Raw genomic sequence first — 15,459 nt, forward strand, 5'->3', positions numbered from 1 at the left:
TTTTAACATTTAACTTATTCTTTTAAATTTTTGCCATGATTGCATAATTCATTAATCTTTCTTATTTGATTTTAACCAATGATTACTCATATGCTAACTCCAGCCTAAGCCCACGCTTCCCTTACTGCAAATTCATTAAATTATTCATCTTCCCATTTCTGCCGAAGCGAAGTAGTACTTGCAGCCATAGTATCCAAGTATTTTTGAGAACGTAGTACTAGGTTGCTTTCGTTTTCAAAGGCGGTGGTTAAATTATCTATAGCAATGGCGGTAATGGTTCCTCCTTCCACTACAAAAGATTCTCGATTGAGTTTTTCATTTACAAATTCTGAAAGAGGTCTTTCGGGTACAATGGCCACATATAGGCCATTTTTAATCTCATTATCAGAGGCTTCCCCCTCTAATGGCAGGTATTCTATCACTCCGGGTGCGGTCTCCGTAGGGTAGACCATACGACCTTTACCGATATCATATTTTGGTTTTTGTTTACTGAGGACATCTTTAACAATCGCCTCACTAAGTGTAGGTGCAGTTTTTCCGTCCCAAAGTTCAGTACCGTCATTAGCTTTATCAATAGGTCTTGCTCTTAAGTCCCTTCTGTCCGGACCACGGCCATCTTCTCTGGAGGTAATGGCACCCGATCTTTGTCGTTGTGAATTGTCCTGAGAAATTCCTCCCGAACGTTCTCTGTTAATAATCTGGGCCCTCCGGTCTGAGCCATCACCAATGGCATTGGAACGATCTCTATTAGTCCTACTGATACCATCGGAGCGCTTCCTTCCACCACTGGTGGATAGTCTTTCCGCTCTTTTAGCCCTACGGTCTTTGTGATCGGAACTATCGGTATCCCCTTTTTTCCGGTTGGAAGTTTTTCTTTTTTTTAGTGGTGGCGAACTGCTTGAGCTGCTGTTATTGCTGGAAGAGATATCTGCGGTGTCGCGGTCTCTTCTACGTCTTTTTTTTGTTTTTAAACTCATGGTTTTATGTTTTTTCAATAGATGTTCCCTTATTGAACTATTTAGAAAAGAGGAATAAGGAGGGATTAACATTTCCCTTAATCTCCCTTAAAAGGGGGAATATCCTTGATAAGTTGTTTTCTTTTTTCCTTTGAAAAATAAAATACTACAATAAGTAGGAACAAAAATGAAATGTTAAATGGGTTGGGCAAAATGCCCAACCCAAGATAAACTAATTGCTTAATTTATACTTTGGCTTTATACACGACCACCATTTCCACATTCTTGATGTTGGCTTTATCGCCTTGTACGGTGAGCTTCCATTTGCCTCCCTCTTTAGGGATACTCAAATTACTGATTTCAACATATTTGTTGTTGGTCAGCTTCAGTTCATCGTTCATCACAAAGGTGGCTGCTTGATCTCCTGTATATTCGTAACGTACATAAATTCCACTCACCTTGCTACTGCTCATGTTCGGGAACATATCACGCGTAAAGGTTAACTCCATATCTCTGCTGTCGATCTGCATAAAAGTATTCCATTCTTGTGGGAAGCTATAAGCTAAATCGAAGAAGCTGGTTGCAGTATATGGTTTTAAAGCACCTCTTACCGCACTTGCAAAAGCATCTCCTCCTTGATCAGCCGAATAACGTAACTTAATGGTTACATCCAGCAAATCATTAGGGTTGTAGGAACCTTTTTTACCATTCAATTCCAGTCTCCAAAGAGAAACAGCCCCTGTACCCTCAAATGGAAGGTAACGGTCATCGTAGTAGCGAAGTTCAAACATACCGTTATTTTCGGTATATTGATCCACATAAGAAAGGGCCACCTGTTGGTTTGCTTTCCAATCGCTTCGGATAGACATTGGTTGTTGCCCCTTTGGATTCAATAGGTATTTCACAGCTTTAGTATCCGGCTCCATCACTACTTTGTTGTTCAATTGCGTAAGGGTAGCGTTAATTGTCTGATCTTCTCCAATATCAAAAGCAAGAGAGATGGTTTTCACCTGACGGTTGTAATGTCCAGGGAAGTCGTAATCAAACAATTCTTCCGTTAATCGGAATTCACAAACTCCTTTGGTCTTCAGCTGAATGAAGGCCAGTGGGTCTAGTTCCAGCATAGAGATGTTTTTAGTAATCTCCAGACTACGGCTATCCTGCTCGATATAAGCTTTCTCCATTTTGTTAAGGTCAACACCAAGGCTTTCACCGGCCATTAAACCTTTCTTCTGGCTGTCCCAATACATGCCACCAATAAAGTTAATTTCACTTTCTTTGGTACCTGTCTCAAACTGGAATGCCTTTTCGGCTTGTTTAGCCATATCATGTGCCATCTTATAAGATTGATAGAACATGCTGGAAAGCTTTCCTGACATCCATTGATAAAGCTGCTGGTTAGAGAATTTCTCCTTCATAAAGCGATACACTACCTCATTTTGTTCAATGTCCTTTTCATGAATTTGTAATTCTCGCTGCACCATAGCTTTTTGCAGCTGAGCACTCACCATTTGGATTTCCAACCCTTCTATTTCTCCTGCAGCCATTGTTCGTTGAATTTTCCAGTCTTGTACCTGCCGTCTATGTTGCGCATAAATTCCGGCTACTTCTCCACCCATGCTAAGCCCTTCGGCCAGGGATTCGGTAGATTCTCCGAACTTGGAAAGCATATCTCCCACTTGTTTGCCCCCGGCGGTGACACCAAAGCTAAATGGACCAGCAGTAATCTGTGGAACCACATAAGAAAGACCACTGATTAACTTGGCCAATACCGCTGCACCATGAACAGCCGCTGCTGCCGTCATCATACCAATTTGGGTTTCTTCCTCACTAATCAAACCATCTTTAATTAAACCGTCATAATGATCGTACTGCTCTTGAGCTGTGTCAATGCTCGATTGAATGTTCTTGATATTTTCCTCGGCATCTTTTACCTGATTTTCCTTCACCTGAGTAGTCATATTCAGGAGAGCAGTTTCCTGCTTGTTATAGAGAATATTTAATTCTTCTGCATCTTTTTTCTCTATGGTCGCTAAAAGCTCACCCCCAAACTCTTCTACTTTTTGAGCAAACTCTCGGGCTTTATTCAACATAAAGCTAAATCTGTAATGTGGAATTGGGGTATGGAAATCCGCTAAGGCCGAACTCAGGCTACCTCCACCTGCTACCGCATTTACTAATGCCATAGGATCAATTGGTGGCTGGAATAACGGTAGAGGCTGCTTTTCACCCATAATGTTCAAACTATTGCGAATCTTGAACAAGCGATCTTCCACTCTATTCCAATAATCAATAAACAGACTATTTTCCGGAATAAAGAAGTAAGGGTTTGCAATGGAGTCGTGAATGGTACCCGCAAAAGATAAGCTATCGTAAGGATCGTTGATTGGGTCCTCATTTTCCAAATCAAACAAGAAGTCATAGGAAGGGTCCTGTTCCTGATGGTAATGTGCTAATTCTTCAAAAGACACTTCATCAGAAAGGACTTTGGTTCCCATACTTTCTGGTTTACGACCCAACAGATCATAAGCTAAAATGTACAACATGCGTGCCTCGTTGATGCTTTCTCGCGTATATTGCCTATACAACATATCTCCCCAATCCAAGAGGTTATCAATGTAGTTCATCACTATACATTTACGATAAGCAATTTTTCTCAATGCGGCAATCGCATGTGGGTCAAAAGGATCTGTCAAATAAGTATCCAATTGGGCAGGCGTGGTAGTACTAATCAAATCATAACGGTAATACAATCGTTTAATGATCTCGATCACCTCTTCTAAGTTGGTTTTTGCTGTTTCCAATAGAGTTTGGCGGTCACTGTCATTATCATCAATTGTAACCAAGGCATTCACCTCTGCTTGGAAATTTATAAAGGTATAAGTACTGTTTTCATCGTCCATCCAACTTTCAATGTCGGATAAAATAAGACCCGTTTCATTCTGGATAGTATCCAGTGAAGCGGAACCTTGAAATACCTCTACAAAGTTCACCAATTGATCGGCAAAGGCGGCAAAATCTGTAAATTCCTCCCTAACCGTCTTGGTCTCATCAACCTTAAAATAAGTAAGGTTACCTTCCAATGAATCCAAAATGGCCTCAATATCCACAGCAAGGAAAGGTAAAAACTTCCAATAATCCGTCACTTGGGTAGGATCGTAAATGTATTCATACCATTCTTTGGCCTCCTCAAATTTCTGATCCCCATTCAAGGACATCGCAATATGGAATGGCGCATGGAAGAACACTTCCCAATAGTAAATTCCATTGGCAGAATTAAAATCCAAATGGGTATTTACAGGAGGGTTTGAAATACGATCCGTCACCTTGATATTAGTAGGTGTAGAAGCTGCTGTACTGAAAGAAGGTACTTCGTCAATTTGCTGGGTACTTGCCTTCAGCAAACCTTCCACTCCATTGGCAAACAATGCCTGATTCAATTGATCGGCTGTACTAGAAGTCAATCGGATAATCTCATATGGTACCTCAGAGATTTCATATGGAACTGGCTGATCAGGATCATCAGTGGTAAAAGCAATAAACTCATTTCCCAGAATAAAGTATAATTGATTACCTCTTACCAAAGCCGCATCCATACCGTTTCTCAGATCCACTGGGAAGTTCCCCCAATTTCCTTTAATAAAGGCTGGATCAGACAAAGCGTCAAGTTCCACTCCAGCACTCAATTTGAAGTACTGATCACCGGATAAAAGATAAGTTTTATCTCCCAAAATGAAAGCGGCATCCACTTGAGTCACATCCTGATTCATTTCCTTAGGGTAGCAAGCATCAATGTACTCATCCACTTCGCCCTCATTCAAGGTATACTTCACAAACTGACTACCACTCAAAAGGAAGAGCTCATTCTCCCTCATAAATGCGGCATCTACCACCCCAGTTTCGGCTAGCGTATTAGGAATTACCCCCCATTTTTCTTTAATGGTTGTATTTGACGATAAAGCAAGAGAATTTACGTAGACTTGGTTTTCATTGTTGAAGAAATATAAAAACCCATCAGTTCCTATAAAGGCAGCATCAATTTGATTCCAATTTGGGAAGTCGTTTTCTGAGGAAATCTTCTTCGGATATCCTTCATCAATATAATCATAATGTCCTTCCGAATAAATTGCATATTCATCTCCAGAGAAAATATAGGTTACATTATTATGAGTAAAGGCCGAATCAATTGACTCGTTTATAGTAAAACTGTTTTCCTCTTTACCCCATTTATCAGCTATTAATCCTGTAGCCACCCACTCAATATTAGTTGGATTATTTACATCAATGGCACTTTTATCCAGGATCATATATTCCTGGCCTGAGAACAAATAGATATCAGAGTTATTCCATGTAAAAGCAGAGTCAATGGTAACATTCCCTCCGTTTTTGGTAAAATAGAAAATACCTTTATGCTGATCATTTGTCCACACATCCAGTTCTACATGTCCTATATCTTGCCAAAGGACAACTGTATCATCAAAGGCAAATGCCGTTTCAGGTTGGTTTCCATTTGTATTAATGGTTTTGTTGATAAGATCACACTCCAAACCAATTCCAGAATGGTAATGAATATAAAGAATATCGTTGGCAACGTAAGCCGAGTCTACTCGTAAACCATTATACTGAGCCCAATCGAAGGGAGAGAAACCAAATTCCTCTAATAAGTTGGCTATATATCCTTCTTTGGGATACCCATCATCCACATAATCGTAGTTATCTCCATTGGAATAACGAATGTATTGAGAATCATTAAAGAGGTACGTTTTACCATTATTTACGAAAGAAGCTACTACTTGAACGCTTTCGTTCGGGTCGTTAAAGTTATTCCTGGCCACGCCCCATTTTCCAAGTATATTTTTTTCGGTATTACCTCCTTTTTCTATATACTTACCACTGGCATTATTAAAGAAATAGGTGTTCCCATCTATTCCTTTAAAGGCCACATCTATTTGTTGCCATTCAGGGAAGCCCATTGAATTTCCTGCCAGATTCTGAGGATAACATGGGTCTAAATCTCCGTACTGTGTCCCCGTATAAACATAGAACTGATCACCCGAGAAAAGATAAGTAGTAAATCCATCCGCATAGGCCGCATCTACCTCTCCTGTTTCCTGGATATTGTTTTTCACTTTTCCCCAACGAGAGGAAATACTTTTCTTAGTAGGATCCTCAGAGGTAAAATACTGATTACCAGTAAAATAATAAGTCGTTACACCATCGTATACTGCTGCATCAATGGTTTCTCCTTCCGGCAGGTTTTCTGTATTACCTACCAGTTTTTGTGGCCAGGCATCACTGGAAAGTGCAGGCACATCAGGTTTCACCAAGAATCCACCACCTTTGTGTTCATAAGAAAACCATGGACCATCCAAATTATTTTCGATGGTATTCAGCATGACGATATCATCTTCGGATGGGGCTGTACTTTCATCGAACAACAAATTGAACATTGTCAAACCTTTGTTCTCGTAGTTTGGAACCTCAGTCGGCACGGAATACAACTCTGGTGTTAAGCGGTAAGCGAAATTAAAATCTGGTACTATATCGTCCGGCAAATACTTATAATCCAAAGTACAATTAACGATGATGTTATCATGATCATAGTCATCCAGTTTATCAGAGTTTTCCACAAAAAGGGTAACATCAAAGATTGGAGCTGAAGTCTCTATCACTGTACTTAAGGTCTGTGGCTGTATCCATTCCTCATTCAAATTATAGAATGAATAATAAATTTTCACCCTGTATTTGGTATTTCCTTCAGTGGAGGCCATTTGATCTCCCTCCTCACCCGTCACATTCACTTCGGCACTTTCCACGTCCTCCACAAAAGACTCAGTGGCAGCCCAGAAGACAAAAACCCTATTAAAAGCGTAAACCGGATAAACCTTTTCTGACTCAATAGAAATGTCGACGGGTTCCCAAGCTTCCCATGTAGCACCACTGCTGTCTCCGTTTACAAAATTACCGAAACGGTAATAGTATCGTAAAGGATCTGTTTTGGTGCGACCGAACAACACTAAGTTTTTATCTGTTCCACTAGAACCAGGTTCGTCATAGACATATCCTCCGGCAATTTTCAAACGAGAAACTTCGGTATACTCATCCAGATACTTTTTGTAGATTCTTTCAACTGCATCTTCCGTAATTTCTCCTTGAAGCAAATCTTGCTCCATGGTTTCGAAAGTAGGAGTCTTAGTATCCCTCAATTCAGGTCGTATGTAGTTCTCCGGATATAAGAACACTTTTCGATTCGCCTCCCAAACTCGATAATTACGCATCCACTTCCATTGTTCCTTCATTACCTCACGAACTTCCTCATCATTTGAAGCTTTCAAATCAACATCTTCCAGATTAAGGAAATACCTATGGAAGAATAATTGAATAGCAGCTGTAGCTTCTTTTATTCTGGAAGTTTCTGCATCCTTCTCCATTTGGACGTCGATCAGAAGTTTTTCATAAAGGTCACGGGCATCGTTCACCTCATTATCATTGGCAATAACGTACGGCACCAAGGCATCTCGTTTAATCGTATGCAGCTCTCCTTCTACCTCTTTGAAAAGGGTTTCGTAATTATCATTACAGTCAATAGTCCCTAACATTTGGTAAATGGACTCTGCCGCCGATGCCCGATCAATCGATTCTCCATATAATTTCTCCCAAACATCTTCATGCAATTTGGAAGCATCCACATTAATACGTTGGGCCTCCGATAAGATATCATAGATTCTTATGATACCTTCCATGTCGAACTCCTTTTCAAACTGATTGACAGAAGAAAGAAATGCATCTTTCCCTTTTACCCATCGGACCTCTTCTTTATCAAATCCGAAGATTTCAGAAACAGCCAAATATGGTTCTTTGGTGTATCCTAATGCTCCATGTAATAAATTGATAAGGGTATAATCCTGGGTGGAATAGGTATCTTGAAGCTTTTTAAACCTGGAGAGGGTATAAATATCACTAATTAAATAGTCTGACCATTCGCCCCATCGGTATTTGAAGTCCTGTGGATAAATACTCAGATCGCAGCTATGGAAATCTTCTAAAGCCATCACATATTCCGTACCCTTCACAAAGAACTGTCTTCCTTCAAAAGTAAAGGTAGCCTCAAGATTATCGGTAAAACTAGCAGGAAGTGTCGCTTCATGATCCGAGATTAACATTGGATAAGTGGCATCCACATATTTCTGCAGATCGTCTTCATCACTGAAGAGCTCTTTGGTATCGCTGTATCGAATAAATTGATCCCCTTTAAAAACATACAAACGTCCCATTTCATCTGTATAAGCGGCATCTATGGTTTTATCCTCCACATTTTGGGTGAAACGGTTTTTAATTTTACCCCAGCTATCCGTAACAGACTGCTCTGTTCCATTTGCACTGCTAATGAATTTTTCATCTCTAAACAGGTAAACCACATCAGATGCGTCCACAAAAGCGGCTTCTATTCCGTACTGATAATCTGCCGGCACTGTAGATAAACCTAATTCTCCTGCCAGATCATCGACAATCAATTTAGGGTAACCTGCATCAATGTATTCGTAACGGTTGTCAGAATAACGAATGTATTGATCCCCTGAGAATAGATAGGTTTGTCCCTGACTGTTCACAAAAGCAGCATCTACCATTCCTTTGTCCTGGAAGTTGTTCCTTACTCTGCCCAAATCCATCAATTTAAACGTATCAAACTGACTTTTTGAACCCACATAGAGCATATCGTTCATAAACACATAGGTGGTTCTTGGATTAGAAACTACCCCCGCAATACGAATATCTGTCCCGGATGCCTCCAGCTCATCAATGGCATATTGAAACTCTTTCGGCATGTGCTTAAAGGCATCTTCTTCCCGGAGATCCTTAGCGATTTCCTTAGGATAACCTACATCCACGTGGCGATAATCCGAAGAAGAATACCTTACATACTTATTGCCAGAGAACAAATAGGTAATTTTATTATCATGCACAAAAGCGGCATCTACTTCATTAGCAAAATTATTGTTCACTAAGCCCCAATCATCTTTTATCTCTTTTATATCTGAGAAGACTTCATTTTTGTAGGTTACGTAACAATTTTCATTGAAGAAGTAAATTGTTCCATCCTTACCTACAAAAGCAGTCTTAATGTCCTGGAAGGTTGTTTTATTGAAAGGAATACCTTTGTAAATTAGATCCAATGGCTTAGGATACGACCAACTTCCTTCTGGAATATTGTACCGAATAAATTCCTGATCTTTAATAAAGATCATATTATCCCCATCACGAAGGATGGTATCGAAATGGCCAAAACCTTCATTCATTTGATTAACAGGAATACCAAAGAAACTTAAGTCTGTTACTTTTGGATAGACATGGTCTGGTTTTTCATAGGTATCATTTGAATACATGACATAACGGAAACGACCGTAGTCATCTGGCTTTTCAAAAAGGAAAGTCTTATCGTCCTTGACATAGGCCAACATAACACTTCTCAAACCACCCCATTTTTCGGCAATCAATTTAGGAGGATCTTCTGTTGTCCGTTCTGCATAAGTATCGGTATCATACTCAATATACTGATCTCCACTGAAAACATAAGTCTTGCCATCTCTGCCCACAAATGCGGCGTCTATCGTCTCGTTGGTGTAAATGTTATTTCTAGCACGTCCCCATTCTTCTCCGCTTTCATAGTCCATTTTAAGCAAACTATTGTAACATTCGGAACCTTTGAACAGGTAGGTATTCCCATCTGTGCCTCTTAACACCGTATTTAAATCCGTTTTATACTCATCCGGTGCATCATTGAGGAAATTAGGTATTTCATTTACCGCCACGACATTTTCGCCCTCCAGGCTACTCACACGCTTCCATACTCCGTCCATTAATGCGTAAACGGTTCCTTTTTCCAGGATAGCTGCTGTTATTCCTTTGAAATTATCTGTAGCATATTCAAAATGTTCTTCATCGGATACTACATGGCATCTATCTTCTTCAAAGAGATAAACATTTCTATTATCCGCTATGGCCGCATCTATTCCTTTTGAAAGTTCAACTTTAAGTTCCTCAAATCGAGGCTCTTCTTTCAAAGAAGAAATCTTCTTTGGGTAACCGGCTTCCACCTGACTGTAGTCTTCACCCACATATCGGAAGAATTGATCCCCAGAGAATAAATAGGTATGTCTGTTGATTTCTTCTATATCGTTTCCTTCCTCATCCTCCTCATCTTCACGAGATTCCAAAACCACAGCAGCATCTACCTTGTGCCTATTCTCGATATTGTTCTCCACATCTCCCCAGTATTTATTAATCGTTCTAGGGTAACTATTGTCCACCTTACATAAATCCATATCGGAAATTCGAACATAATCATCTCCTGAGAACAAGTAGGTCATTCCATCTTTTCCTGCCAATGCAGCATCAATAGAAGTAAATGTAAGCTTATCCCATTTCTCGGCCAAAGTCATCGGCTCTGACCACCAACGATGGGCCTGGTCAAACTCTACCACCAGATTACCAGAGAAAAGGTAAGTTTTTCCATTTAAGCCATTCAATACAGCGTCAACCTGCTCAAATCCAGCCTCTATTAAGCTATCCGGCAGACTCCACCATTCATCATCTTGTGGTCTTGGAAAAGTTTCCACTTCTTCCACATCTGGTAGACTCTCTACAGGGGTTATGTAAGTTTTTTCATCATCATCTTCTTCATCCATTTCAGAATAATCTGAAGTAGAGTAGCGAACGTAAATGGCTTGCCCGTCTCCATCCTTTCCAAAAAGGTAAGTTTTTCCATCCAGAACAAATGCCGCCTCTACTTGCGCTAATCCTTCCCAATTTTCCGAAATCAAACGAGGATAACCCGGATCTACTTTGCTGTAATCTCTTCCGGAATATCGGAAATACTGATCGCCACTGAAGACATAGGTTTTTCCATCTAACCCTACCAGAGCAGCATCAATATTACCTGTTTCAAGGATATTATTCCTAACCACTCCCCAGTTACCATGGATATCCTGTAGTGCAATCTCAAAATCTTCCTCAATAAAGCTTACAGATTGATCATCCTTGAAGAGGTGGATTTTTCCATCTTCTCCTCTGAAAGCAGTATCAATCCCGTTAGCAAATTCATGAGGCAAAGCAGGATACAGGTCAGTGATCTTCATTGGGAAGCCTTCAGCTACTTGTATGCCATCATTTTCTAAGCAATCGATGTATTTTACCACTTTATCACCGGAGAAGAAATAAATGGCAGCTCCGTCATTAAATGCGGCATCCACCTTCTCTACATCTTTGAAGCTATGCTCCCTTTTACCCCAGTGAGCAGCAATATCCATTGCCTCACCTAACTTCTCAGAGCTAATAAATTCCTTATTCCTAAAGAAATAGGTATTTCCATCCGTCCCTTCGAAAGCGGCATCCGGTTCGCAATGATACCCCTTTGGCAACTCAATGCCCAGATTTTCCGATTTCCAATCTTCGGCTATACTTTTGGGGTAGCCTTCATCAATAAATTCAAAACCATTTGAATAACGCACATATTCCCCATTGGAGAAAAGGAATAGTCTACCTTCCTGATCTTTATAGGCTGCATCAACTTCTGTAAGGGTTTCGAAATTATTATCAACATTCCCGAACTCATTTTCTCTTTTCGTCCAGGTATCGCTACCCTTTGGAAGAAGGAAATAATGATCTCCTGTAATCAAGTAAGTATTTCCGTCCTTATCTTTGAAGGTAGCATCAACGGAAGAGATTTGCTCTTTTTGAAAGAGTAAACGAATAGGGTCCTCTTCCAAAATATCCCTTAATTCATCGTCGTCTCTTTGCAAATCTAATAAATCTTCATCCAGGGCTACATCTATTTTATCAACCAGCTCGTAATCGGTGTTACGGTAAATCCAATACTTTTCACCTTGGAACAGGTAAAGGAAGTCTTCCCCCTCCAACAAGGCATCAATGGTGTCGATCTCCTCTGGTATTTCCAGCTTTTCAGGGAATTTGGCTACCAAATTTTGATCCTGGAAGGCCAATTCTACTTCTTCCTTGGTCAGTTGCAATTTGCTTGACAATAGGGCAAACTGCCGAATGCGATTAAAGGCAATATTAAATGCCCGGTCTTTTGGCTCTTCACTAAGGGCATCCAAAACATTAGCAGATTCAAAGATAGGCTTCAGCCAGGCTGATTTTAGATCTTTTTCTTCTTTGAATACCTCTTTGGAAATTGACTTCATGATGGCTGCATCCAGGCCAAAAATGCCTTGCAATTGACTGAAAAGGAAGTCATCTTGCTCAAGAGCCATTCTATTTAAAACTTGCTGGATGGTCTTCTGTGCTTCATCTACATTCTTAGCTACCGCCTGTAACAGGAAGAAAATTTCCTTGTTGTAATCCTCAAAGCCTTCTACGCTAAAGGTGAGCGCATTATTGGAATCCAAATAATATTCCAATCCATCCAAAGGAATTTTATGATTTTCGGTGATGGCTTCCATCTCAATAAGAACTTCCATCAACTCCTCAATTTCCTCCTCAGTAAATTTCAGATCCTGCAACGGCTGAGAAGTTAATCTATAAGCTTCAGCACTTTTAATGATGGCTGCAACTCTATCGAAGATGACAGTAGAAGGTTGTCCATCAAAATAGTAGCTTAAGACAAAGTCCTTTTTATTATCCGCATTAAGGAAAAAGTCCCTGCTTTCCGGCACCAGTTCTGCACCATTCAAGTAATCTCCCTGCAAATCCTCATAAGCCCATTGAGCCACGATATGGTTTGCAATTTTTGTTAGCACCGTTTTATCAATGGTCATGAAGGCATTTCGATGCTCCTCCACTGCCCCTTGTAAGGCTTCCAAAATAGCATGGCGATTTGGATAAAATTGCAAGGCCAATTGGAGACTTTCAGCATTCTCTTTGAGGATTCGTTTTTTATCTAATACCTCAAATTCTTCGTTGATATAACCATTAAAAATCAAGTTTTCAATCAGGTCATTTCTTTCAACATCTTGTAATAAAAGCTCATCAAAAATTGATTTACTTATTACTAAACGGCCTTCTTCAAACTTCTTCAGATGCTTTTTGAACAATTGGTGTATCTTCTCAGAATAATCATTGATATTCGCATTTACATCAAATTCCTCGTAATTGTCTATATCAGCGAAGAAATCTACGTGCAGAACATTCCCCTCCTCATCAATATAATTATTGAAGATCAGGTTGTCGTAAATTTCATTAATTTCACTTTCCTTGATTCCCATTTTTTCGAAGTCAGATGGGTAAAGAGAGAAGGCAATCTCGTCCTCTTCTTCAGCCAAAACTTCGGCCTCAGTATGGAGATCATGAATTAAGTCATACACATCATCCCTATAAGCAATAAAATCGGTTTCAATCTGAAAGTTTTCTTTGGCTTCGGGAAGCCCTTCAGGAAGGATAACTCCTTGCTCATCCACATAACCTCTTAAAACCAGGTTATTGAAAATTTTGTCCGTAAGCTTTTCTTCAATTCCTAATCCTTTGAAATCTTTCTTGGTAATCCAACTCAATTGGTTTACTGCCTTTTTTGCTATTTCTACCTTTTCTTCCTCCTCAAAATTTACTAAACGGCTATCCGGCTTTCCAGGCTTCAATTTATTAATCAAACGAATCGTTCGATAAATAACAGCCGCGGCTCTTTGGTCAAAAGGCCCTTCAATAAAGGAGTCCCAACGTAAGGCTAAGGATTTAAAGGATTGATACAGGGTATCGAGTAAATTTACCTTCAGGTCCTTAGCTGCTTTTTCGGCCTTTTCGGTTTTAAATTTACCGGTAGCTATTCGCCATAGGGAGTCAGCCGTAAAATCGTAGGCCATCATCCAACTAGTGATCGCCTGTAGACTTTGGATAAGCCACTGAAGGTCGTTTACATCATTTCCCAAGAATATGGCGTAACAATCCTGAGTGGAAGGTTGGTTATGGATAAAAGTATTTCGTTGATTGAAGATTCCAATGGAAGTATCCTGCTCCAACAAATCGAAAAGGGTGAAAAGCTCTTCGTGAGAAATATCCAGGGCCGTGGCTAGTTTTGTAAATCGATAGAGGAAATTTAGCAAGCTCATTTTATTGCCAGCATCCATCCACAAGGACTCTTCAATTTCCTTATCATCCAATCGTTGGATAATTTTTTCAAGATCGGTTTTGGAAATTCCTAAAACATGTTGCACCCGCTTTCTAAAATCATAATTCTCATCAGCGAATAAATCATTGCTATAAGGAATTTCTATGTAGCCTTCTTCCACATATTGCTCAGCCAGTAACCAACTTCCCGCAATGTAACGATCATCTAAATTGGCACACCCATTATTAAATACACGGTTGAACAAATCCTGAGGTTCATCCCCTTCGGTATGTCCCACTTCATTCATGGAGCTGAATAGGGATACAATCACATCCACAGGTACATCCAAGCTTTTATGCAATTTATGAACCAAGGCAATGATTTTAATACTTTCCTCATTTAACTGACAACCGCAGCAATCCCTTAAGATGAGATCCAAATCGGTGAAGCCTATGCCCATCTTTTTTGCCAACCGCGTAAAGCAACTTACGTTCTCAAACCAAGCATGTGGAACTTCACTGCTTCCCCCACTCCAGACGATATTTTCTTCTTCCTCGTCCAAGGTAGCATAGGTGTCTTCCTCTTCTACATCTTTATTAATGAAGAATCGGGCCTGTTCCCCATATTCAGTTTCTCTTAATTGCTCGTAAAGTAATTCCCTAAGTTCTTTAGCGGAAAGATCCGAAGTTTCCAAGAAGGTAGTAACGTTGGCCATATCTTCAGAAAAGTTACTTTCGGTGTAGCCAAAACTTTCTTCTATTCGGGCTTCAGTGGCTCCTTGAGTTGTAATGAAGGAAAATTCTTCTTCCGAAAGTCCGAGGTACTCTCTTGCAATGGTAAAATCATCTTGCTCAGTGGCAAACAATTTATGCAGGTGTTCGGGAGAAATGCCCAAATACTTGAGGTAAAGCAATGTTTCCTCATGAGAAAGATTAAAGGGAGAACTAAATGGATAGGAGGCATTTAAAAGTTTATCACCATAAACATCGCCTTCGATTCTGTTTTCCAGCACCTCATTTACAATCTCCAAATAAGGTATAAGGGAAAATGTGTTTTCCGAATCCAGCAATATCTTTCGAATATCAGATCTTCTTTGATCTACTTCATCGGTGGATGAAAATTCATCGTCCATCAACTGCAGAAGGTCCGCCAAATAAGCAGCCGGTGAATAAACCGATCTGGCCTCGTCTCCCTCCTTAAAGTCAATAGCACCGAATAAAGCTCCGTAATCCGGTAAATTATTGTTTGTACTCATTGTTTCTAATTTAATTTTACTCAGAAAATAATTTATTTATAGGCCTTTATGATTCCCATTCGCCTTTTTCAGCTTTGTTGATTTAGCTAATTGCATCATGGGTGTTCTTTAGAAAAAGATTGACTTTCCTTAGCCAATCAAGGCCCAATATTCTTTTTACTTTAATGGTTAATTTTTTGGGACAGGTAAAC

2 protein-coding genes are annotated in these 15,459 nt (G+C 39.9%); both read right to left on the reverse strand.

The features are described from left to right. Nucleotides 1–140 precede the first annotated feature (140 nt). Nucleotides 141–977: a hypothetical protein gene (locus E1171_RS19720; protein ID WP_155207782.1), complete on the reverse strand. Its 837-nt coding sequence runs from the start codon at nucleotides 975–977 to the stop codon at nucleotides 141–143. Between the two features lie 224 nt (nucleotides 978–1,201). Next, a complete protein-coding gene (locus E1171_RS19725; RefSeq protein WP_155207783.1) occupies nucleotides 1,202–15,268 on the reverse strand; it encodes a hemopexin repeat-containing protein in 14,067 nt (4,688 codons plus the stop codon). Nucleotides 15,269–15,459 lie beyond the last annotated feature (191 nt).

Source organism: Xanthovirga aplysinae, from assembly GCF_009711365.1.
GTDB lineage: Bacteria > Bacteroidota > Bacteroidia > Cytophagales > Cyclobacteriaceae > Xanthovirga > Xanthovirga aplysinae.